18 protein-coding genes and 1 pseudogene are annotated in these 22,613 nt (G+C 48.2%); 10 read left to right on the top strand and 9 right to left on the bottom strand.

The genetic code is table 11. From position 1 onward, the window contains the following. The 10 genes and pseudogenes from BN93_RS00275 to rd all read left to right on the top strand — a co-directional run. A partial coding sequence (locus BN93_RS00275; RefSeq protein ID WP_019186351.1) for a beta-ketoacyl synthase N-terminal-like domain-containing protein occupies positions 1 to 1,682 on the top strand: 1,682 nt, incomplete at its 5' end. Further along, positions 1,661 to 2,020: an EamA family transporter gene (locus BN93_RS00270; RefSeq protein WP_044259275.1), complete on the top strand. Its 360-nt coding sequence runs from the start codon at positions 1,661 to 1,663 to the stop codon at positions 2,018 to 2,020. The genes BN93_RS00275 and BN93_RS00270, both read left to right, overlap by 22 nt. A 351-nt stretch (positions 2,021 to 2,371) precedes the next feature. Next, positions 2,372 to 2,998, top strand: a complete 627-nt coding sequence (locus BN93_RS00265) for an outer membrane lipoprotein carrier protein LolA (protein ID WP_019186349.1) — start codon at positions 2,372 to 2,374, stop codon at positions 2,996 to 2,998. 22 nt (positions 2,999 to 3,020) lie between these two features. Then, positions 3,021 to 3,419 (top strand): hypothetical protein, encoded by a 399-nt coding sequence (locus tag BN93_RS00260; protein ID WP_019186348.1) that lies wholly within the window; start codon positions 3,021 to 3,023, stop codon positions 3,417 to 3,419. Then, positions 3,403 to 3,765 (top strand): hotdog family protein, encoded by a 363-nt coding sequence (locus tag BN93_RS00255; RefSeq protein ID WP_019186347.1) that lies wholly within the window; start codon positions 3,403 to 3,405, stop codon positions 3,763 to 3,765. The genes BN93_RS00260 and BN93_RS00255 overlap by 17 nt, the downstream gene beginning before the upstream one ends. After that, complete coding sequence (locus BN93_RS00250) at positions 3,758 to 5,206, top strand: glycosyltransferase (RefSeq protein WP_019186346.1); 1,449 nt, start codon at positions 3,758 to 3,760, stop codon at positions 5,204 to 5,206. Before BN93_RS00255 ends, BN93_RS00250 begins: the two co-directional genes overlap by 8 nt. A 288-nt stretch (positions 5,207 to 5,494) precedes the next feature. Further along, on the top strand, positions 5,495 to 5,785 hold the full coding sequence (locus BN93_RS16355; protein WP_232211045.1) for a hypothetical protein: 291 nt from the start codon (positions 5,495 to 5,497) through the stop codon (positions 5,783 to 5,785). 1,260 nt (positions 5,786 to 7,045) lie between these two features. After that, a complete protein-coding gene (locus BN93_RS00245; protein WP_019186343.1) occupies positions 7,046 to 7,648 on the top strand; it encodes a DUF4254 domain-containing protein in 603 nt (200 codons plus the stop codon). 70 nt (positions 7,649 to 7,718) lie between these two features. Then, a pseudogene (locus tag BN93_RS00240) lies at positions 7,719 to 8,771 on the top strand (glycosyltransferase family 9 protein). Between the two features lie 119 nt (positions 8,772 to 8,890). Next, entirely contained in the window at positions 8,891 to 9,055 is a 165-nt protein-coding gene (gene rd, locus BN93_RS16350; RefSeq protein ID WP_009230608.1) for a rubredoxin, read from the top strand. Between the two features lie 669 nt (positions 9,056 to 9,724). On the opposite strand, the gene ahpF is transcribed toward rd, so the two are convergent. From ahpF to BN93_RS18220, 9 genes are all read right to left on the bottom strand, one after another. Continuing rightward, positions 9,725 to 11,284, bottom strand: coding sequence for an alkyl hydroperoxide reductase subunit F (gene ahpF / locus BN93_RS00235; protein ID WP_019186340.1), 1,560 nt, complete (start codon positions 11,282 to 11,284; stop codon positions 9,725 to 9,727). Between the two features lie 324 nt (positions 11,285 to 11,608). Then, the gene (ahpC, locus tag BN93_RS00230; protein WP_019186339.1) at positions 11,609 to 12,175 is read right to left on the bottom strand and encodes an alkyl hydroperoxide reductase subunit C; all 567 of its coding nucleotides are present in this window, start codon (positions 12,173 to 12,175) and stop codon (positions 11,609 to 11,611) included. Between the two features lie 151 nt (positions 12,176 to 12,326). Next, positions 12,327 to 12,941 (bottom strand): superoxide dismutase, encoded by a 615-nt coding sequence (locus tag BN93_RS00225; RefSeq protein WP_044259274.1) that lies wholly within the window; start codon positions 12,939 to 12,941, stop codon positions 12,327 to 12,329. An 86-nt stretch (positions 12,942 to 13,027) separates the two neighbouring features. Further along, the gene (locus BN93_RS00220; RefSeq protein ID WP_019186336.1) at positions 13,028 to 15,844 is read right to left on the bottom strand and encodes a DUF2339 domain-containing protein; all 2,817 of its coding nucleotides are present in this window, start codon (positions 15,842 to 15,844) and stop codon (positions 13,028 to 13,030) included. A 1,311-nt stretch (positions 15,845 to 17,155) separates the two neighbouring features. Next, positions 17,156 to 18,469, bottom strand: coding sequence for an Omp28-related outer membrane protein (locus BN93_RS00205; RefSeq protein WP_019186332.1), 1,314 nt, complete (start codon positions 18,467 to 18,469; stop codon positions 17,156 to 17,158). 496 nt (positions 18,470 to 18,965) lie between these two features. Further along, positions 18,966 to 20,279: an Omp28-related outer membrane protein gene (locus tag BN93_RS00200; RefSeq protein WP_044259273.1), complete on the bottom strand. Its 1,314-nt coding sequence runs from the start codon at positions 20,277 to 20,279 to the stop codon at positions 18,966 to 18,968. A gap of 222 nt (positions 20,280 to 20,501) precedes the next feature. Beyond that, a complete protein-coding gene (locus BN93_RS00195) occupies positions 20,502 to 21,173 on the bottom strand; it encodes a hypothetical protein (protein WP_232211044.1) in 672 nt (223 codons plus the stop codon). 361 nt (positions 21,174 to 21,534) lie between these two features. After that, positions 21,535 to 22,323: an Omp28 family outer membrane lipoprotein gene (locus BN93_RS00190; RefSeq protein ID WP_019186329.1), complete on the bottom strand. Its 789-nt coding sequence runs from the start codon at positions 22,321 to 22,323 to the stop codon at positions 21,535 to 21,537. A gap of 170 nt (positions 22,324 to 22,493) precedes the next feature. After that, a partial coding sequence (locus BN93_RS18220; protein WP_407983011.1) for a DUF6029 family protein occupies positions 22,494 to 22,613 on the bottom strand: 120 nt, incomplete at its 5' end.

Below are 22,613 nucleotides of genomic sequence, written 5' to 3'. Positions count from 1 at the left end.
CTTTGTTGGCCGACACCAGCGGCATTGCACCTGTTCGCTTTCTAGAAACCCAGCACAGGCAGATGCCCGTGGGCGAAGTAAAGCTCTCTAACGAGCAGTTGGCCCAGCGGTTGGGCGTGCCTTGCACGGCAAACACCTCGCGAACGATGCTCCTTGGCACGCTAGCTTTGCGCGAGGCACTGGCCACAGCCGGCATCAACAGCGAGCAATTGGCGGATGTTGCCCTGGTTTCGGGCACCACAGTGGCCGATATGGACTGCGTTGAACGCCACTTCAACGCGGCCCAAAGCAACAATGCGCTGGGCGATTGCGGCCGCTCTACCCAAGAGATGGTGCAGAATGTAGGCCCGTTCGGTTACGTAGCAACATGCAGCACGGCCTGTTCGTCGGCCGCAAACGCCTTTATCCTAGGGGCAAACCTCTTGCGTTCGGGGCGTTTCAAGCAAGTAGTTGTGGGCGGAACAGAATGCCTTTCGCGCTTTCATTTCAATGGATTTAGGTCGCTGATGATACTCGACGGCGAGCCTTGTCGCCCCTTCGACGACACCCGCGCAGGGCTAAACCTAGGCGAAGGAGCAGCATTCGTGGTGCTCGAAACGGCCGAACATGCCGCTCAACGCGGCGTAGAGGTCTTGGCAGAGCTTAGCGGATGGGGCAACGCTTGCGATGCTTTCCACCAAACAGCCTCGTCAGACGATGGCATAGGGGCCGTACTTTCCATGCGGCAAGCCTTGAAAAGGGCCGCTTTACAGCCTGCCGACATCGACTACGTAAACGCTCACGGCACAGGAACCCCCAACAATGATGCCAGCGAAAGCGCAGCTTTGCACAGCATTTTCGGCGAAAAGGTACCTCCCGTGTCGTCTACTAAGTCGCGAACAGGCCATACCACCAGTGCATCTGGCAGCATCGAGGCCGTTATTTGCCTATTGGCCATGCGCCAAGGCTTTATCCCCAGCAACCTCAATTGGCAGCATGCTATGGCCGACGGCATCGTTCCCGTGGCGCAAATGCTGCACCAACAGCAGCTGCGACATGTGCTTTGCAACTCGTTTGGCTTTGGCGGAAACGACACATCGCTCGTGTTTTCGGCACCATCTACAAGCAACACGCCATTGCAAACGCCGCCATTACGCCCCGTATATGTTAAAACGGTGGTGAAGTTTGCCGACATTCCTGAAACCGAACTGCCACGCATCCCGCCATTGGTGGCACGCCGTTTGAGCGGTGTTCTGCGGCGCGCGCTGCTCACTTCGCTTGTAACCTTAAAGCGTTCAGGCATCGAACAGCCGCAAGCCATCGTTACGGGCACGGCTCTTGGCTGCGTAGAAGAGACCGAGAAGTTTCTTCGCGAACTGGCTAACGACGGAGAGGGGAGTTTGAAACCCACCAATTTCATCCACTCAACGCACAACACCATCAGCAGTCTTATTGCCATTCACACCCATTGCCACGGCTATAACAGCACTTATGCGCACGGGCAACGCTCGTTGGAAAGCGCACTAACCGATGCTTGGTTGCAAATAGCTTTGGGCGATTTGCAAACGGCTTTGGTGGGATGGCACGATGAAGAAGGGCAAACGGCCCTTTCGATGGTACTCACAAACGAAGCGGATGGGGCGGAACGCGCCCTCAATTCGCTTGAAGACGTTAGGCAACTATGTTCAAATTACTTGCATTAGCCCTCGTGCAATCAGCCTTATTGGCTGCCGTACAGGTAACATTAAAGCTGTCTTTGCAGCAGATTGGTGCCTTTTCGTGGTCGTGGGCGTTCTTCGCTCGCGCCCTTACCTGTCTTTGGTTCGCGGTTTGCGGTATATGCTACGCCCTTTCAACGGTGTTGTGGCTCTACATCTTAAAGCACTATCCGCTGAGTCAGGCCTATCCGCTGATAAGTCTTAGCTATGTAATGGGCATGCTTGCTGCCGTGTTTGTCTTTCACGAGGCTGTTCCGTTGGTTCGTTGGCTGGGTGTAGGACTTATCATGGCAGGCGTGGTGATGGTGAGTTATCAGGGATGAGAAGTGAGGAGTTAAGGAGTTATGGAGTTAAGGAGTTAAGCCAAATGCTTCTGATAAGGAGTTAAGGAGTTAAGGAGTTAAGCCAAATGCCTAGGTGGCGTTAGCCATTCTTTCACCTTTTCACCCTTTCACCTTTTCACCTTTAAGGAGTTAAGCCAAATGCCTAGGTGGCGCAGCCATTCTTTCACCTTTTCACCTTTTCACCTTTTCACCTTTAAGGAGTTAAGCCAAATGCTTTGTTGCACAGGGGCTAACTACCTTGTTAACTTGTCAACTCGTCAACTTGTTAACTCGTCAACTCATCAACTCATCAACTCATCAACTTGTCAACTCGTAAATAATTCAATTGATATGAACTATATATTATCCATAATATTACTTTTCGTACCACTAATAGGCCATGCACAAACCGCGGTAAGCGGTGCAAAGGCCGATGAGATGATGCAGAAAGTGGGCGAAGTAGCCCAAAAAACGAAGAGTTTGCAGTGCTCGTTCACCCAAACGAAGACACTGAAAATGCTTAGTCAGAAGATGGTTTCTAAGGGAAGGATGTGTTACAGTCAGCCTTCCAAGTTGCGTTGGCAGTACACCTCGCCCTACCAATACACCTTTATCCTTAACGGAACGAAGGTGTTGATGAAGAGCGCGCAACGCAAAGACGTGGTAGATGCGGCCAAGAACAAGGTGTTTCGCGAGATAACGGGCATCATGCTCAGCAGCGTTACGGGCGAATGCCTTACAGACAAGCAGCGGTTTAAGACGCAAATGTTTGTTGATGGGGATAAGTGGATTGCCCAACTAACGCCCCTCAAAAAAGAAATGAAACAGATGTTCAGCCTACTTGTCATCACTTTCGACAGCAAACAGCTTATCGCAACAACCGTTGAGATGCGCGAAAAGGGTGGCGACAACACTCGCATAGAACTGCATCAGGTGAAGAAAAACGCCGCCGTGAGCGACGAAGAGTTTAAGATTTAAGGTCATCACACACCCCCATCGCATGCGCACCATAACCCTTTACATACTGCTATTATGGCTCTCCGTTGCCTCGCTTTCGGCCCAAGGTCGGCGTTGGAACGTGGAGTTAAGCTTTAAAAAAGCCGCCATAACAGGCCTTTGCATCATCGACACCGTGGAACAACAGCCACGCGGAGCCATCCTTAACGAGTTCGGGATAAAGATGGTAGACTTCGTTTGCATGCCCAACGGCAAGGTAAAGCTATATAATTTGGTGCCCATGCTCAACAAATGGTACATACGCCGCGTGCTGCGCCACGACCTACAACAAATTGTTCCGCAACTGGTTACGCGCGATTCGCTGACATACGAAAACCCAAAACGGCACATTACCTACCGCTTTAAACCCCTTAAACCTACAGAAGATGAAACTGAAAGATAACTTTTACACCATAGAGAACGCCACACACGATGCCGACAAGCACGTTTTCGGTGTGCTGCTCAACCCCAACCACGCCATCTACGCGGCGCATTTCCCCGGCAATCCCATCACGCCAGGAGCCTGCACGCTGCAAATGGTGGGCGAACTGGCCGAAGAAGTGGTGGGCAAACCCTTGCAGCTAAGCTGTGCCAAGAACGTGAAATACCTTGCCCCACTTACCCCGACAGACACGCCCTGCCCCACTTTCGCCCTGAACATACGATGCGAAGGCAACACTTGGCTAGTGAAAGCGGAGGTGAAAAACAACGAACACGTGTTTGCCAAACTATCTTTGGTGTATGAATAACAACCGCATATGCGTGGTGATACCCACTTATAACAATGCCACCACACTGGCCAGCGTGGTGCGCGGAGTGGCCCAACACACGCCAAACATCATTGTGGTGAACGACGGAAGTACCGACGACACCGCCCAACTGCTTGCAACGCACTTCCCAGAGCTATGCGTTGTTACCCATACATGCAACCGCGGCAAGGGTGCGGCCTTGCTCAGCGCATTTAAACAGGCGCAAAACATGGGCTATACGCACGCCATCACCATCGATGCCGACGGCCAACACGCGCCCACCGACCTGCCTTTGTTCTTCAAAGCCATACACCAAGCACCCAATGCCATTGTGGTGGGCAACCGCTTTGATGCCGATAAGTTTTCGGAAACCAACAACCGCAACATGAATGGGCAGAGTAAGTTTGCCAATAAGTTCAGCAACTTTTGGTTTGCGCTGCAAACAGGTAGGCGCTTACCCGACACGCAAACAGGTTTTCGCGCCTACCCTTTGCGCCTGTTGCGCTGGTTGCCCTTGGTAACAAACCGATACGAAAGCGAGCTTGCCTTGCTGGTGTTTGCCGCTTGGCACAACGTGCGCACCATTTCAATCCCCATCAACGTGCATTATCCGCCACGCGAAGAGCGCGTTAGCCACTTCCGCCCAGGCGTAGACTTCGCCCGAATAAGTCTGCTCAACACCTTCCTCACCTTCTTCGCCATCGTCTATGCCCTGCCGCGTAAGCTTTTGCGCGTGGTATGCACGGCAGGCGTGTTGCTGCTGATGTTCGTGTTGATGTTCTTTTTGCAGATAGGCATGCTGATTTATTTTCTGTCGCATCGCGTAAGCGAAACCGAACGTCTGCGTTTTCATGCCCTTATACAGCGCATCGCCCGCACACTGCTGCGCCTTTTGCCAGGCATAAAAACGCGTTTCGACAACCCCACGGGCGAAGACTTCGCGCAACCTTCCATCATTATCAGCAATCACCAAAGCCACCTCGACCTGCTTTGCATCCTTGCCCTAACGCCGCGCATGGTGATACTCACCAAGCGGTGGGTGTGGTACAACCCCCTGTATGCCGTTGCCATACGTTTTGCCGAGTATTTGCCCGTTACACGCAACATCGAAGACAACGAACAGCGAATTGCCGGCCTTGTTAAGCGCGGATATAGTGTGATGTTGTTCCCCGAAGGCACGCGTTCGGCCTCGCTCAAAGTGCAACGTTTTCATCAGGGCGCCTTTTATTTGGCGCAACGCTTTCAGTTAGACATTGTGCCCGTGTTGCTCTACGGCACGGGGCATGTACTTAACAAGCGCGCCCGAACACTATCTTCTGGCGACATCGTGGTAAGCATCATGCGCCGAACGGCGTTATCAGCGTTTGATAAAAACATAACGCCAAGAGAATTGGCACGCCATTTTAGGAAAATGTATGCTGAAGAATTGGAGAGATATTGATGTAAACAGGGGCGGGCGATGGCGCATTATAACAAAAGTGTTATTCGCTTATATTGAAGTTGTATTGACCTTTAAATTGAAAGGGGGTTATAATCAGAACCGGCCGGACCGGTCGGACTTGTCCGTTGTATTGACCTTTAATTTGAAAGGGCTGTATAATTGGTAGCGTTAGAAGCCTTTCCGTTATTCTGTTGTATTGCCTTTTAAATTGAAAGGAGCTTTTTATCTTTGTGCTGTAAAACCATGAAAAACACGTCGCTCATGTACGAAGTACCGGACTAAGATACGATGAAATCTGAAATTCTGCCCCATTCGTCTGTGTCCAGAAATGGTTGTTTCTCAAAAAGCAAACTAGGCAATAGTTATTCATTACGGTTTTCCACAAACAGAAAACTGGCTGTCAATTCCATCTTACTTCTGCTTTTCCATGATGTTGTTTCCGCTGCCCGTGAGCAACATGCCCAGCAACCGCTTGCACTGCCAGTCGTAAGCGTACGCATTTTCCGTGCCGTTGCCATACGTTTATATGCAGGGAAATCGTCTTTTGTCTATTTTTCTGCCAGAAATTTAACATTATAAGTGCCCTTTTTTGTCACCAATCGTCCGCCTTGCCGCAAAAAAACGATTCTCGCAAAGGTTTGTTTTGATGCAAAAAGGGGTTAGCATGTGCACGCAGCAAAATGAATTTTTATTTAGAAAGACCACCCTTTGCACCAGTTTTCGGGCTATTTTCCGCTAAAAGTGGTGCGTTTTGGTGCTAAATGCAACGCGTTTTGGTGCTAAATGCAACGCGTTTTGGTGCTAAATGCAATGCGTTTTGGTACAAAACGCAAGGTAAAATGGTGCTAAATGCAGTGTTTTTTGCCGCTAAATACGAGCCGAAAAGTATAAAAATACGCCGCAATGGTATAAATATAGTCTTTTAGAACTATGAAACACATGGCTAAAAAGGGCAAAATAGTGGTTAAAAAGTGGGGTTTTGGGGTCTAAAAGTGGGGTTTTGGGCATGATAAATTACGAGCTTTCTGCCAAACTAGAAAGGCAAAATGGTGCAAAATGCAGGTTCTTCTCCTAAAAACAGACAAAACGAACAACGAGAAAAGCTAGAAATAGGGGTGATTTACCTACTTTATGCCCTATATTTTCGCTAGAATGGAGCGAAAATTAGAACGGTATTGTAAAATAAAAGATAAAGATTTAAGATTTTGAATTGATGGGTTTTGAGTTGATGGGTTTATAAGTTTACAAGTTCTTGTGTTCTTGAATTTGTGGGTTGACGAACTTATGAGTTAGGCGTTGACGAACTTGTGATTTTGGAGTTGGTGGGCTTGTAAGTTGGTGAGTTTATAAGTTGATGAGCAGATACATTGGGGAGTTGTCGGGTTATCGTGGGTTGATAAGCCGGTGGGTATATTTGTCCTGCACTTCGCATATGCGATGAGTGGTTATATTGTGTTGGCATTACAATATCTTGTGCAGGCATTACAAAGGTAACAAACTGCGCTCTATTGATAGAAATACTAAAAGTCAAGACTAATTTATTGCATCAAACGCAACGCGGTGGCTGTGGCATGAGGTTCGGTTCTTACGCCACAGAAACAGAAACAAATGGTTGCAACGCAGCTTAGTCTGCCTCCAAATGCGCGACATAAGATTTTACCAATATGGTAATAGAAAATATTCATCGCCTTTTCATTGCGGATTTAAAATAAAAAACATATCTTTGCAAAAGATAGTCTGCACGCGTTTGCACCTCTCTTGCAGAAGATAGGCAATGCCTACCCAAGTTAAGGAAACGCACAAGCTTGTAGGCCACGAACATTTAAACCGCAAAACAATATGTCTTTTACTAAACTTTGCAACGAGATTTTCAATCAGGCGATACGTGACTACCACGTAACCGACAACATCGACACCCCTATCAACAACCCCTACAAAAGGGAAACGATAGAAAACCGCCTGTATCTAAAATGCTGGATTGACACCGTGCAATGGCATTTTGAAGACATTATTCGCGACCCGCACATCAATCCCGAAGAGGCACTGAGCCTTAAAAGGCGTATCGACCGCTCTAACCAAGACCGAACAGACTTGGTGGAGCAGATTGACAGTTATTTCCGACAGAAGTACGCCGATGTGAAAATGCAAGCCGATGCTAGGCTTAACACCGAGAGTCCCGCTTGGGCTATTGACCGCCTTTCGATACTTGCATTGAAGATTTATCACATGCGCGAACAGGTGGAACGTACGGATGTGGACGCCGAACACCACGAGCGTTGCGAGGCTAAGCTGAACATCTTGCTGGAACAACAGGTTGACCTCTCGGCTGCTATCGACCAATTGCTGGCCGACATCGAGCAGGGACGCATCTATATGAAGGTGTACAGGCAAATGAAAATGTATAACGACCCGGCTACAAACCCCGTGTTGTACAAGAAATAAAGGCCTTCGAGTGCGCAAAATGCGCAATGGGCATTACGCTATAAGCTAAAAAACTAATACCCACATCAGTGTGAAGACCGAACATATCCTTATCATCCGCTTCTCGGCCATGGGCGATGTTGCCATGACCGTGCCTGTGGTGTATGCCTTGGCTAAACAGTACCCAGAGTTGCGGATAACGTTTTTAAGTCGCCCGTTTGCGCGCCCATTGTTTGAAGGGCTTGCTCCTAACGTGGGATTTATGGGCGCCGACATCAAGAAAGAGTACCACGGGATTGGCGGACTGAACAAGCTGTATAAGCGCATCGTGGCTAAGAACATCACTGCCGTGGCCGACTTGCACAATGTGTTGCGCTCTGGTTATTTACGACTACGGTTCAACCTTGGGCGTTATCGGGTGGAACATATCGACAAACACCGCAACGAACGCAAGAAACTGGTGGCATAAACAGACAAACGGCTGGTGCCTTTGCCAACAGCTTTCCAGAACTATGCCGACGTTTTTGCCAAGTTGGGCTATCCCGTAAAGATGGATTTCACCTCTATCTTTCCTCCCCAAGGCGGCAACTTGCGCCTTCTTCCTCCCGAAATAGGCGTAAAGAAGGCTTTTCAAGAGTGGATTGGCGTTGCACCTTTCGCGGCTCATAAGCAGAAAGTGTATCCGCCAGAGATGCTCGAAAAGGTGATCAAGATGATAATAAGGGAGCATCCCTCGTGTCGTGTGTTCCTTTTTGGCAAGGGTGCAGACGAAGAACCCATTCTCAATGGCATTGTTGAACGCAATGCGCAGTGCCTCAACGCCTCGGCTGTGCTTGGTGGAATAGCGCAAGAGTTGGTGTTGATGAGCCACCTAGACGTGATGATAAGCATGGATAGTGCCAACATGCACTTCGCCTCGCTGGTTAATACGCCTGTGGTTAGCATTTGGGGCGCCACCCATCCCTATGCGGGCTTTATGGGTTGGGGACAAAAACCGCAGAATGCAGTGCAGATAGACTTGGCTTGTAGGCCGTGCAGCATATTCGGAAACAAGCCTTGTTTGCGTGGCGACCTTGCTTGTTTGCGCACCATCTCGCCCGAAATGGTGTACGAAAGGGTTAAGCGCGTGCTAAGTAAGCGATAAACAAAAACATTGTTGGATAACAAAATATACCGCGGCAAAGGTCCCGATGGGCGTGCCGTTGGTTGATTTCATTATTAAATATATAAATTCATTATAAACAAATTAAAAGCGAAAAGATTATGAAGAAGTACATTTGCGAGACTTGCGGCTGGATTTACGACCCCGCAGTTGGCGATCCCGATGGCGGCATTGAACCAGGAACGGCTTTCGAAGATATTCCCGAAGATTGGGTTTGCCCCATCTGTGGAGTAGGAAAAGACGACTTCTCGGTTGTGGAAGAATAAAGTTTTTTAGAAGATTAATAGAATAAGGGGATGGCCTGCAACGGCATATCCCCTTTTTTTGTGATGTGGAAAAGGTAAAGGGAGAGGGCGAGGGGACAGGCTAACGAGGGGGCAAGCTAACGCAAGCTAGTGGAATTGGATTATCTAGTTCTACTAGGACTTCTAGCAATGCTAGGTTATCTAGCAGTACTAGGCTATCTAGCAGCACTAGGTTATCTAGAAATACTAGGTTATCTTGCCGTACTAGCCTATCTAGAAGTACAAGGTTATCTAGTTCTCCTAGCCACTACTAGCCTCGCTTGTTCATCAGTAGGCGCAACCATCTTTTCACTTTTTCACCCTTTCACTCTTTCACCTTTAAAGGGCGCGAGGCATCTTTTCACCCTTTCACCTTTTCACTTCTTCACCTTAAAGGGCGCAGCCATCTTTTCACTTTTTCACCTTTTCACCCTTTCACCCTTTCACCTTTAAAGGGCGCGAGCCATCTTTTCACCTTTTCACCCTTTCACCTTTTCACCTTTAAACGTCTTTTCAGCATATAAAAAGAGTGCCCCCACCCGAAGGCGAGAGCGCTCCATTCACAAAAATATAGATAAAAAATCTTGAGTGGGGATGTTTTAGTCCTTGTCTTATAAGTGCAACAAGCTACGCTCGTGCATGGGAAACAGCTTAGATAATGCCCCTAATCCTATCATCAAACGCCGAAAGAGCGGCCTTTGCACCTTCGCCCATAGCAATAACAATCTGCTTATAAGGCACGTTGGTGCAGTCTCCAGCAGCGTAAACGCCAGGAATATTGGTGCGGCAAGTGGCATCAACCACAATCTCGCGCCTTTCGTTTAGCGGCAGCGCATCGCGGAAATGCTCGGTGTTGGCAGCCAATCCAATCTGTACAAATACGCCATCGAGGGCTATTTCGCGTTCCTCTTCGTTGGTGCGGTCCTTCACACGAATGGCTGTTACGTGGTTACCATCGCCCAAAACCTGCGTTGTTTGCGACGACTTGAATATCTCGATGTTGCTCATAGAGGCCGCTTTGTCTTGCAGAACTGTGTCGGCACGCAAGGTATCGGCAAATTCAAGTACAGTTACGTGGTTACAGATGCCTGCAAGGTCGATAGCTGCTTCGATGCCCGAATTACCTCCGCCAACTACGGCCACGTTCTTATCCTTATAGAAAGGGCCATCGCAGTGCGGGCAGAAGTGAACGCCCTTACCCATGTATTTAGCCTCATCGTCTACGTTAAGACGTCGCCAGCTTGCGCCGGTAGCCACAACAACTGCAGGTGCAACGAACACTTCTCCACCCTTAGCATACACGCGTTTGGGCGATTGCGAGAAGTCTACGCTTTCAAGTTTGCGGTTCTCGAATATCTCTATGGGGTAGTGTCCGATGTGCGTACGCAAGTCGTCTGCAAGCTGTGCACCCGTAGTTTGGGGTACCGACACCAAGTTTTCGATGCCGACAGTGTCTTTAACCTGACCGCCAATGCGACCAGCAACCACAGCAACCTTCAATCCCTTGCGTGCCGAATAGATGGCGGCAGCAGAACCAGCAGGCCCTCCGCCTATAACAACGAGGTCGAACTGGCGTTCAACGGGCTCGGCATTGCTGTCTTCTTCGCTGCCAAACATGTCTTCAAGTTTACCAAGAAGTTCGCCAAGGTCGCCGCGACCGATGTGCAAAAGCTCGCCATTGGCATAAACAGCAGGTACAGCCTGTATGTTTAATCGTGCAACTTCATCTTGGAAGAGGGCTCCGTCAATCATTTCGCTGCTTACCCTGCTGTTGGCCAATGCCACGATGTTGAGTGCTTGCACCACGTCGGGGCAGTTTGTACACGTCAACGACACGTATGTTTGTAGCTTAATTTCTCCTTTGAGGTTTGCAATTCTTCTGCTGATAGCCTCGTCGGGTAGGTTCTTTCCTTTACCATCGGCATTGAGAACGGCCAAGAGTAGCGATGTAAACTCGTGTCCGTTGGGAATACCGCGGAAGGTTATGCCCACTGGTTGGCCGCCTTTAAGCAGCGAGAACGACAGTTGGGCGTCGTTGGTGTCGGTGAAATTGGCCGACAAATGTGCCGAAGTAGACACAAAATCGTTTACGAATGCTTTCAGTTCGGCCGATTCGGCGCGCGAAACGTCGGTGCGAACGTCAAGAACATAGTCGTTTTCTAAGCCAGCAAACACGTCGCTAACTTGTTTGAGTATCGAGGTATCGAGCATAGTGTTGGTTTCTTTAAGGAGTATTTATATGCTTAAAACACTTGGAACAGGCGCACTAGAAGAGGGGGAATAAGTGCTTTTAATCCCCTTATTTCCATCATTTAGACTTCTAGTTATCCCAGATATCAAATCAATTTCAAGCGATTTCTAGGGCGTTCCTAATGCGTTGATATGTTTTATAACTCTACTAAAATGATAAATTGTGCAGGGTCTATTATTCTAATAAGTTGCCCCATTCCCCACCCAATGGGGAGAGAAGGGGCAACTGGTAAATATATAGGTACTTGTTCGCAATGTTCAAACACCTAAACGTGTGGCTCTAAATTAGATTTTGCCAACGAGATCGATGCTGGGTTTCAGCGTTTCAGCGCCTTGTTTCCACTTTGCGGGGCAAACTTCGCCGGGGTGAGATGCTACGAACTGAGCAGCTGCAACCTTACGAACCAGCTCTTCGGCGTTACGACCTACGCTGTTATCTTGAATTTCGGCAATCTTGATTTTGCCTTCGGGGTCAACCACGAACGTGCCGCGATAAGCCATACCCTCTTCTTCGATGAATACGCCAAAGCCCTTAGCCAGAACGCCGAGTGGGTCGGCCAACATGGTGTAGTTAATCTTCTTGATGCTGTCAGAGGCATCGTGCCATGCCTTATGAACGAAGTGCGTGTCGCAGCTAACCGAGTAAACCTCAACACCCATCTTCTTCAACTCTTCGTACTTATCTGCCAAGTCAACCAATTCGGTGGGGCAAACGAAGGTAAAGTCTGCTGGATAGAAGAAGAAAATGGCCCATTTGCCTTTTACGTCTTCGCTAGATACGGTTTTGAACTCGCCATTTTGATAAGCTTGCACCTTAAATTCGGGCAGCAATGAATTGATGATTGATTGCATAATGTGTATAAATTATTTTTGTCGTCGGTGGCGTTGGTGGCGCGTTCTTGTTAAAAGTCGCGCCCCAACCACGGCCGACAAGCGTTCTATGATTTTGTTTTAACTGTTGTTTTGGAAATCTATTGCACGTTCAATGTGTGGAATGAAAGGCTTACTTCAAAAGACTTTCAACAACCTTCCAGTCGATGATGTCCCAAAGAGCGGCCAAATGGTCCACACGGCGGTTTTGGTAATCCAAGTAGTAAGCGTGCTCCCAAACGTCTATACCCAACAATGGGTTGTTGCCTTGGCGTAGTGGATTGCCGGCGTTTGCCTCCTTGGTGATAACCAATTTGCCGTTTTTATCTTGCGAAAGCCATGCCCAGCCCGACCCAAAGAGCGTTGCGGCTGCTTGCGTAAACTCTTTCTTGAAATTCTCAACGCTACCGAAGTCGCGCACCAAAGCCTCTGCAATCTTGCCAGTAGGCTCGTTACCCTTAACGGGCGACTTAAACTGCAAGAAGTAATAGGTGTGGTTAAGCGTCTGGCCTGCGTTGTTGAAGATAGGCCCGTCGGGAGCAGTCTTCACGATTTCTTCAACGCTCTTACCCTCGAATTCCGTGCCTTGGATAAGCGTGTTCAGGGTGTTTACGTAGTTCTGAAGGTGCTTTCCGTAATGGAAATTTATCGTTTGTTCACTGATAACAGGTTCCAACGCATTGGCTGCGTATGGCAGAGTTGGCATTGTTATGTTCATAATTGCTAAAAATAAGTTGGTTAAAAACATTTGTTCGTTATTTATTTACGAGTGCAAAGTTACCAACAATGCCGGCTGCCGCAAACAGATAATATCTATCGTGCAATAGGTTCGCTCTATTCGTTGCCGTCTTCCGCGTTGTCTGGCGCGCTGGAAGTCCCCTCGTCAAGGGCGTTCCGCCCCTCGTCATCGCCGCCAAGGTTCAGCGTATCTTTCAATTTCTGATACATAAACGACAGCGTGAGCAACAGCGCGCCAAGGATAATGAACACCACAATGCGGCCAACGGCAGGCATACGCCATACGTCGTAAAGGGCCAACTTCGCAATGATAAAAGCAAAAGTGGCGATGCTCAGCAAGCGCATCGTTTTGTTTGGCAGGCGCATACCCAAGGCCATTTGCAACGTTCCCACGGCCGCGAGCGACAGAGACAGGGGTGCGCTGAACTGTTCCACACCCATCTGCATCAGCAAGGCGCGCACCATGCTTACCCACAACAAGGTGGCCGATACGTTAAGAAACACCGTGAAAAGCTTTGTCGACCGTTCAGCCTGCTTGTAATAGTTTCTGCTTGCATGCACAAAAAGCCCTATGCCGCAAGCAATGCCCAGCCATTGCACACCTATGGCCGCCATGGGCGTGGTATATTCGCCGTAGTAGAACACGTCGCCTGCAATAAGGAACATGGCCACGAACATGTAAACGGCGTACAACCAACCATACTTGCCGGCCGGATAACGGCGACCGAACCCCACGGCAATGGCAAACAACGTGCCTATGCGCAACAAGGTAACCACCGCATTGTAGGTGGGCGAAGGGATGAACAAGTCCATTTCCATGCTGAGACAGGCGTAAATGGTAATAATACCCGCTCCATAGATAATGTGATTTAAAGGCATATAGTAAGATTCAAGCTTCTCTTTGTTGCGGTCCATGATGCGGGCGAAGGCCAAGAAACAAAGACCGCGGAAGATGGTAGACATGAAATTGGAGTTGAACACGGGCGTGCTCACCTCTGGAGCATTGGCAAGGAGCAACTGGCTTAATTCGCCAAGTATCGAAACAACCATCACCGCACCCGATGCAATGCCGTAAACACCCACATTGAGTCGGCAATAAAGCCAAAGCAACAGCACCATTTCGGCCGAGAAACAAACGGTGAGCACCGCGCCAGAGAAGAACAAAGGCAACGAAACAGAAACGTAAACCAAGCCCAAGGCCAGCAATATGGCCTGCGTTGCATCCTTGGTCCGCTCCTTATATCTTAGCCAAAGATGCAAGCCTATGTAGGCCGCACCCATCGTAAGGGCGGTGAAACCATTTTCATAATATTCGTCGTCGCCCTGCGCAGCCACAAGAAAGATGGTGAACATGCTGCTCAATATCATCGTAGCGATGTGGAAACCCGTAAACAAAGGTACCATTCCGCGCCGCAAAAGCGTAAAGCAGCTTGCCGTAGAGATGGCCCAAAATAGGCCATAGAACAAGATATGAACGCCCCAAGACAGCTCAACAAGGTCTTTACCGATTAACAATAAGGCCAAATACGTGGCTGCCGTGCTTATCAAAGGCAATTCGTTCCAACGCGTTCCCCACGAAAGATAGAGGCTGCCCAGACCTAAAATAACCATATATACGTATAAGAAAAGGAAGTTGGGCGTACCTGTTGCGGTGAGGAATGGCGCGAGGAAACCGCCCACAATGGCCGTCATGGCCAATTCGCGACGTTCGTAATGCCGAGCCGTCCAAGCCATAAACAACGTTACAACCACCATGATGCCAAAGGCAACCGACTGCGAGAACAGCTGATAATAATGGAAAGCGATGGCCGTGGTGACGTAATACACGGCACATCCGCCACCAGCCAACAGCGAACTGAACGCACGATAGTGCTTGCCCAGCCTCCAAGCCAAACCCAAAAGCAATGTACCTACGCCAAAGCCAAGGGCTGTGCGCATGGTATGCCCTATCCAATTCTGGTCGATGGCATACTTAACGAAGAAAGCAATACCCAGCACAAAGACCAAGATACCTATCTTACCGAAGAGGTTTTCGCCGATAAACTTCTCGTAGTTAAAACCTCCGTCTTCGTTGTCTGTACCCATTGCGGAGCCGTTTACAGCCTTGCCTTTAGTTGCAGCATGCTTATACTTTGCCTCCAAATAGGCTCTACCGGTCAAAACAGGCTCTTCTTGCGCTTGTTCAACCCTTTCTTGCTCGGTTTCGTCTTGCACAAAGGCAGCTACAGGCACATGCAGTTGCGGCTGCTCTTGGGCCGCATTTTCGCGTTGTTCTTCGGTGTTGTCGGCTTGCTGTTCGTTGTCAACGCCCTGCGTTTCGTTGTCGCCGTCTTGCTGTTCGGCACCGTTGTCTTGCAGTTCTGCACCAGCTTGCGATGTTTCAACTTCGCAAGTGGTCGGCGTTTCTGCCTGATGTAGGTTGCTGTCTGTGCCTTGCAGTTCGCCATCTGTCGGCTGTGGCTCTCCTTCGGGCGCGTTCGCAAGCACATTCACGCCCTGAACAGGCACTTCAACAGTGGCAACTGGGGCACCCACACGCTGCTGTTCGCTCAGCGTTGTAACCTCTGCGACTGGCTCTTCCACGCTTTCTTGGTGCGTGTCTTCGCCTGTTGGTAGGTCTGTATGCGTAGCCCAAGGACCGTTGCCTGCCGCTTGTGGTGGCGTTTCAATGGCATCTTTTTGTTCTTCTGCATGGTTGCCTGCATTCGTAGCAACGCCTTGTGGCAATCTTTTTTCAATCTCTTCTTGAAGGTTATTGAGTGATTCGGTTGTGCTTTCAAGCCGTTTTTGCATCACTTTGAACTGAAAGAACAGCTCTTCGAATTTGCTGTTCACGCTCAGCCGCACAGCTATTACCACAGCAACAAAGCCGAATATCAGCGGGAAAATGAACAGTCCTATTTCGTCGTACATAAGCTTAAAATGGGTTTAGTTATATAATAAGGTGTAATACGTAGCAAAGTTATACAAAAAATCGATAAGTTGGTGTAGAAAAGTGTAAAAAATAATGTTTGTTTTTCAAGTGGAACACAACGCCACTTACTGGTAAAGGCAATCTAAGTGTGCCCGCTGCCCACACGCTTATTGCATGCTTGCAACAGAGAAAAGGCCGCAACTATGTTGCGAATGGCATAGTTCCGCAAAGACCAACAGGCCATTCTTAACCGCTGCTTGGCGGCAAAATACCCACTGCTTGGCGGTACAAGCTCCACTGAAGGCTATAAGTAGCAGGGCTGTAGCCATATTTTGTGGCGCAAGCGCTGTTGAATAGTTTCTTATCGTTGCTGCAAACTGAAAGCTGTTTCCCCATGCACATGCAACTACAACCCACGAACGCAGGAAACGAAAAACAAACAAGCCGACAGGCCCTGGCACTGAACTACCAAACAACACATGCACACATAAAGTTAAAATATTGTTTATACTTTACAAAACACACACTATTCTCAACCTTATTCTAGCGAGAATAAGGCATAAAATTTGACATTTTGCGGCCATTTTGCCACTATTTCGGTCGCCGTCTTTGTCATGTTTTGCGCATATTGCCTGCATTTTGCACCATTTAGCCTTTCTATTTGGTCGCCAACTCGCAATTTTTTCGCCCCCAATTACCCACTTTTAGACCCTAAAAACCCACTTTTTAAGGGTCATTTTGCCCTTTTTTGCCATGTTTTTCATGGTTCGAGAAGGTTTTATTTATACAATTAGCGTGGATATTTATGCCTTTCGACCTGCGTTTAGCGGCAAATCGCACTGCATTTAGCACCATTTTACCTTGCGTTTTGCACCAAAACGCGTTGTATTTTGCACCAAAACGCAGTGTATTTTGCGCCAAAACGCACTACGTTTTGGTGCATATTGCACTATATTTAGCAGTAAATGGCTCCTAAAACAGCGCAAATGGCAGTTTCTTCAAATAAATATTCATTTTGTCAACGTTCATTTGCTACCGCTTTTTGCATCAAAACAAACCTTCGCGAGAATCGATTTTTTGCGGCCAAGCGGGTAGTTGGTGGATAAAAAGGGCACTTTTTGTGTTAAAAAATCTGCCAAAATACTTACAAAACGTCCCTACCCCTCCCCACTAGGAGAAGGGTAGAGGGGTGTATTTGTCTCCTGCAAACAGCGTAAAACTGCTAGATTGGCCAGGCATCTGTGCCTAAAAATGGTGCGACAATGGGCTTAACACGCATGGCGTTATTGGCCTTCAGCCCTAACGCAACTTCATCTAACAAACACCTTCTCAACACTTCCGTCGCTGTACTTAATGATGTTTACGCCAGGTTCGGGGGCTGATAGGCGTCGGCCAGTGAGGTTAAAGCGCGCCACTTCCACGCGTTCTACCGTGGCTTTGGGGGTTTCGATGTCTGTGGCAGTGTAGGGTTTCACAACACAACGGGCGGCGTTAACGATGCTATGTGTGGTGTTGTCGATAACCAAAACCACTACGGTCAAGTTGTTTTTATTAAATACCGTCACCCAATCGCCAATGCCATTCAACGCAGATTTATGAACAATGGGCCTATCGGCCACAACGCTTTGGGGCAAAGAGCCGTCTAATCCGTTGGCAATGCCTATGTGAGAGCGAGCCACATCTTCGAAAACAAAGTTCTTAATGGGGTCAGATGACTTGATAAAGTAATCCAATTCGGGGTTAAGACCTAGATAACTGGTACTTCCGCTGTATCCATTTCTTTGCGCCCAGTCGTTTCTTTGTATTCGGTTTTCTATCAACACGTAGGCCAAAGCATAGCGGGCGTTGTTGGTTGTGGCCCGAAATGTGGTGGTAGATTGTACGTCAATGCTCTTACCTTGCCTATTCCACTGGGCTTTCACGTCGACATCCATCATCGCTCCACGCTGTTTGGTCATCTGATAATACAGCTCGCCGGTAAAGCCCTCTACCTTATTTGCACGCGATGCCCATACGGAGGGCAGTCCTGCGTGGGGAGTTGCGGGCACGTTATAACCTTTTATGCCCATCATATCACGATCATGTACCACTATTCCGAAGAAGTCGTTGGGGTGTTTTTTGGCCATTTGCCTCATGATGGCAATGCCAGAAGGGCACCAGGGGCACCAATTGGCGGTGTAATCTTCGAACACCACGCGGCATGTAGGCAGCTTATTAATGGCCGTAATGGGCAGTTTGGCTATCTTTCCAGGGCTTCCGTTGGGCTTGCCGTTAATCTGTGTAACGTCTAAAACCAGCTCGTAATCGCCCGCTTTGCTTTGTGGCGGGATGTTGATGGTTAGGTTTGTCATTCTGTTGGGTTGCAGGGGACTAGCAAATGTCACTGTCCGCTCGTCCACAACCTTGCCGTTTATGGTGGCCTTGTAGTGGAAGTTCTTTTGTACGATGTTGCCGTAATTGTGCATAATGAACGTGTTCTTATGCCCCGAAGCACCTGTCTTTACGTACATCCGTGCGGGTTTGTCCACAGACAGACTGTATACGTCGGCTGCAAGAAGGGTATAGGTCTGCATACAAAGCAAGGCCATAAGCGCAAAAAGGCGCAAAAAGTGTTGTTTTTTCATGTTATCTCAGTTTATAATGAATGTATTAAAGGTGAAGAAGTGAAAGGGTGAAAGGCTCTTAAAGGTGAAAAAGTGAAAAGGTGAAAGGGTGAAAAAATGGCTGCGCCCTTTAAAAGTGAAAAGGTGAAAGGGTGAAAAAATGGCTGCGCCACCTAGGCATTTGGCTTAACTCCTTAACTCCTTAAAGATGAAAGGGTGAAAAGATGGTTCACGCCCATCAACTTGCACACTCCTCCTTTTTAACTGGCTAACTTGTCCTCTTGTAACTGGTTAACTTGTCAACCGATCAACTGGTTAACTAGTCAACTAGCCAAGGTGAGAAAGTGGCTGCACCTATTAACTTATCCTCTTGTCAACTGGTTAACTGTTCAACAAGTTAGTGGGCGTGAGCCATCTTTTCACTTTTTCACCCTTTCAATTTTTCACCTTTAAAGGGCGTGAGCCATTTTTTCACCTTTTCACCCTTTCACTTTTTCACCTTTAAGATGCCTTTCTTTCACCTTTCATTCACCTTCTCAACAGTTCCATCGCTATACTTCACGATGTTTATGCCCTTTTCGGGTGCAGAAAGGCGTTGACCTTTGAGGTTAAAGCGCGCCACTTCTACGCGTTGGGCGGTGTTTTTGGTGGTTGCGACACCTGTTGTACTGTATGGTTTGATTGGGCAATGGGCACCGTTAACAATGCTGTTCGTGGAATTATCGATAACCATCACCACAACGCGCAGGTTCTTTTTGTTCTGTGGAGTCCAGTTCCTGCCCACTCCTTGGAACGTTGCCTGATGCTTAATACCCCTGTCGGCCACGACATTCTTGGGCAACGAGCCCTCCATTCCGCTGTCAATGCCTAAGAAAGCACGAGCCACATGGTTGTATTTAAGGCCATAAACCTCTCCTGAACCTTTGATAAAAACACCCAATTCCTCGTTTTCCCCCAACAACTCGGTATCTCCACTGAAAGCATTTAATTGACACCATGATGCGTTGTGCATGCCATTTTCTACAACCACGTAGGCCAGTGCATAGTTTGCTTTGGACATATTGGTGCGGAAGGTAGTGGTAGACTGCACGTTGATGGCGTTACCGCTTGCATTCCATTCTGCTTTTACGTCGATATCCATCACTGCTCCGAGCGCTTTGGCCTCCTGATAAAGATCTTCGCCGGTATAGCCAGACACTTTGGCTCTGCGCGATGCCCACACATAAGGAAGGCCCAATTTGTCTACTTGAGGGCGTTTGTAGTCTGCGATAGCTATCTTGTCGCCCTGATGGACGGCTATTCCGATAAAGTCGTCGGGGTGTTTCTTAGTCAAATACTCCATGATGGCCGTTGCGCGAGGACAATATCGGCACCACATGGCGGTGTAATCTTCGAACACCACGCGACATGTTGGCACCTTGGTGACCACCGTTATGTCGAGTGTAGACGACGAAAAGGTCGTTGTGTTGGGCTTACCATTAACATGCGTGATGTTACAAACCAACTGATGGTCGCCCAATTGGTTGAATGTTGGCACCTTAACCAAGAGTTTTCCGAAGTCGTTTACGTTGATTGGTTCGGCTAATTTCACCTCTTTTTCTTCCACAACCTGACCATTCACGGTGGCGGTGTAGCGGTAAGAGGTGACGGGGTTGGTGCCATAGTTAACGCAAGAGAATGTTCCCTTGGCATCAGTTGCACCCTTTGCAACGAATAAGCGCGGCGCAGCAATGGGCGCTAAGTTGTTCTCGCCAAACCCGGCAAAGGCTGTTGTGCAGGCGCAGAACATGAATGCGAGTGCGCAAAGGCGCGAAAGTAGTGGTTTTTTCATTTACTATTTGTTTTTATTTGGCTTTCCCCTGCCCCCTTTCCAAAGGGGTTGGGGGAAATGGGATGCCTTGTTTATGATGTTCCATTCCATAAAAGTTGCCACAAAGCAATGGGGCTAATGGCCCACTTCACCCCCTACATTGCACTCACCTCGCGCCCTCATAGTGGGCAGAAGTCGGAGCTTTTCTCCCTAGGAGGGGATGAAAATGACGTTTACTTTGGTCTATTTTCCCACCACAACCTTTGTTGTCTTACCGTTTTCACGCACTAAGTACAGACCTTTTGGTAAGCTATTGACATCGGAAATGTTGTGCCCAACGAGCACGCCATTAACAGTCCACACTTCGTTGTCTGCATTCTGTGCCGTGCGTTGCACGCTTTCTATGCCCGTTGCATTGCCATTAAACTTCAATGTAACCGTAGCTAGCAGTTGTTCGGGTACCGCTTTTTCTACATCTTCGGTGCTTTTTGTGGTGTAAAGTTTCAATATGGCGGTGCAGTTTGCTTTACCTGCAAGATTAAAGTCCGTGCCAATGGAGATGTTTTGCGCCTTAGAACTAACCTTTCGTGAGGACGTATAGTACTTGCCTTTCTTGTCCCATGTGTTGCAATTTGAAGGGAAACACACCTCCAAATCGGCTCCTTGCCCACTGATTTCTACAATTTCGTAGACAAGCATAACGTTAAACTCCTTTCCTGAGACGTTACGAATGGACAAACCCGACTTAATTTGTGGTCCAAATCCTGCATTTTCTACCTTGGTTAACGATAATGTGGCCTTATCTGCCAATACTTTTCCTTTGGCGTCTGTAAATACCATTTCACGATTTGCTGCTTGCATTGTCATTACTGATGCAAGGCAAAATAATACGCTAAGAAGTAATAATCTCTTCATGTTAAATAGATTTATTTGTGATTATATATGTTTATGAGTTTATCAGTTTGTAAGCTGATGAGTATGTAAGTTAATGAGTTGGGGAGCTTGTAAGTTCGTGAGCTCGTGAGCTTATAAGTTGATGAGTTCGCGAGTTGATGAGTTGGAGGAAACTTGTAAGCTTGTAAGTTGATGCGTATATAAGATAATGAGTCCGTGAATTTGTGAGTTTGTAAGTTTACAAGTCTGTGAGTTAACAGGTTGTTTGCTGATACAAGCAAGGACAAATCAAGCCTCACAAGCAGGGGCGCATTAAACAAGCAGACTTATTAACCAACCAACTTATCAGCCCATAAACTGATGTCTTTAACAGCTTAAGGCCTTAAATACCAACCTTTCTCCTTTCTACTTGCACCACTCCTGCATCATTATACACGAAAGCTACAACCCAAGCGTTGTCTGCTTTGATGCCTTCTGGCAGGGTTAGCTTATGGGTTAATGTCTTTTCTGCATTGCCTGGCAAGCTTATTGGCTCGCCCCAATCGCCATTAAGCGCGGCACGAAGCACATGATTATGCACGTAATCGCGCTTTACAACATTGTCGGGGAACTGCTGCAAGGCCACAATTCCATCTTCAACCAACCACAATTGCAGCTTTCCTTCTACGCCTTCTGCCAAGGTTTGCGCCGAAGTGCTTACTTGCAGCTCGCGATTTGCGGCATTATAAGTGGTGGAGAGTTTCAGATTCAGCGGCGATTTGGTTTCAAACGCTGCGATAATCTTTGCCGCCCACCCCTCTTTTACCGAACCGGCGCGTTGCCTATTCACCAGCACCTTTGGCACAGAGTTGACATATCCCCAATGTTCAGCATAGGTTTTACCTAGCGGTGTGGCCAAACCTACAAGCCCTTCCTTAGGCAAAATGGCCAACCTGCCGCCGTGAATGGCAACAACGACGAGCGTGTCTGCACCATATTGGGCTTGCAAACGCGACAGTTCTTCGGCCGCGGCAGGACAATTAAGACAACGCTGTCCCGTAAATTCCTCTACAAGCACCTTGCGTTTGGCCGTTGTTGCAGGCACTTCGATAAGCCTGTCGCTTGGCGCGATGTCGTTGCACGCACCTAAGAGCAGGGCGGCAAGCAGTATGTGTAATGGTTTGATGTGCATATTGATTATTGTTATCGGCCTCACCCCCAGCCCCTCTCCGAGGGGAGAGGGGAGTAGATGGCCATATTTATTTCGTTAGAAGGGTTTATCAGGGACGACAAGATAACCTGCTTACCCTTTCGTATAAGTCTATATGAGTTTCAAAAAGGCAACTCCAATTCTCTCACACCCTAGAAATTATAGCTGTAAGACAGCCTTGCACCCTTGGTGGCAGGCATGTATCGACACACACCACCACTGCAATTATACCCATCGTGGGTGCGTCCGTAGCCCACTTGCAGCCTATGTGC

Source organism: Prevotella conceptionensis 9403948 (genome assembly GCF_000312305.1).
GTDB classification, from domain to species: Bacteria; Bacteroidota; Bacteroidia; order Bacteroidales; family Bacteroidaceae; genus Prevotella; species Prevotella conceptionensis.
The sequence above is the reverse complement of the archived record's forward strand: the minus strand, read 5'-3'. Positions and strand labels throughout refer to the sequence as shown.

What these genes read in the sequence shown, in the direction of transcription:
- BN93_RS00270 (WP_044259275.1), top strand. Translation starts at nt 1,661, where the DNA reads ATGTTCAAATTACTTGCATTAGCCCTCGTGCAATCAGCCTTATTGGCT.
- BN93_RS00265 (WP_019186349.1), top strand. Translation starts at nt 2,372, where the DNA reads ATGAACTATATATTATCCATAATATTACTTTTCGTACCACTAATAGGC.
- BN93_RS00260 (WP_019186348.1), top strand. Translation starts at nt 3,021, where the DNA reads ATGCGCACCATAACCCTTTACATACTGCTATTATGGCTCTCCGTTGCC.
- BN93_RS00255 (WP_019186347.1), top strand. Translation starts at nt 3,403, where the DNA reads ATGAAACTGAAAGATAACTTTTACACCATAGAGAACGCCACACACGAT.
- BN93_RS00250 (WP_019186346.1), top strand. Translation starts at nt 3,758, where the DNA reads ATGAATAACAACCGCATATGCGTGGTGATACCCACTTATAACAATGCC.
- BN93_RS16355 (WP_232211045.1), top strand. Translation starts at nt 5,495, where the DNA reads ATGAAATCTGAAATTCTGCCCCATTCGTCTGTGTCCAGAAATGGTTGT.
- BN93_RS00245 (WP_019186343.1), top strand. Translation starts at nt 7,046, where the DNA reads ATGTCTTTTACTAAACTTTGCAACGAGATTTTCAATCAGGCGATACGT.
- rd (WP_009230608.1), top strand. Translation starts at nt 8,891, where the DNA reads ATGAAGAAGTACATTTGCGAGACTTGCGGCTGGATTTACGACCCCGCA.
- ahpF (WP_019186340.1), bottom strand. Translation starts at nt 11,284, where the DNA reads ATGCTCGATACCTCGATACTCAAACAAGTTAGCGACGTGTTTGCTGGC.
- ahpC (WP_019186339.1), bottom strand. Translation starts at nt 12,175, where the DNA reads ATGCAATCAATCATCAATTCATTGCTGCCCGAATTTAAGGTGCAAGCT.
- BN93_RS00225 (WP_044259274.1), bottom strand. Translation starts at nt 12,941, where the DNA reads ATGTTTTTAACCAACTTATTTTTAGCAATTATGAACATAACAATGCCA.
- BN93_RS00220 (WP_019186336.1), bottom strand. Translation starts at nt 15,844, where the DNA reads ATGTACGACGAAATAGGACTGTTCATTTTCCCGCTGATATTCGGCTTT.
- BN93_RS00205 (WP_019186332.1), bottom strand. Translation starts at nt 18,469, where the DNA reads ATGAAAAAACAACACTTTTTGCGCCTTTTTGCGCTTATGGCCTTGCTT.
- BN93_RS00200 (WP_044259273.1), bottom strand. Translation starts at nt 20,279, where the DNA reads ATGAAAAAACCACTACTTTCGCGCCTTTGCGCACTCGCATTCATGTTC.
- BN93_RS00195 (WP_232211044.1), bottom strand. Translation starts at nt 21,173, where the DNA reads ATGAAGAGATTATTACTTCTTAGCGTATTATTTTGCCTTGCATCAGTA.
- BN93_RS00190 (WP_019186329.1), bottom strand. Translation starts at nt 22,323, where the DNA reads ATGCACATCAAACCATTACACATACTGCTTGCCGCCCTGCTCTTAGGT.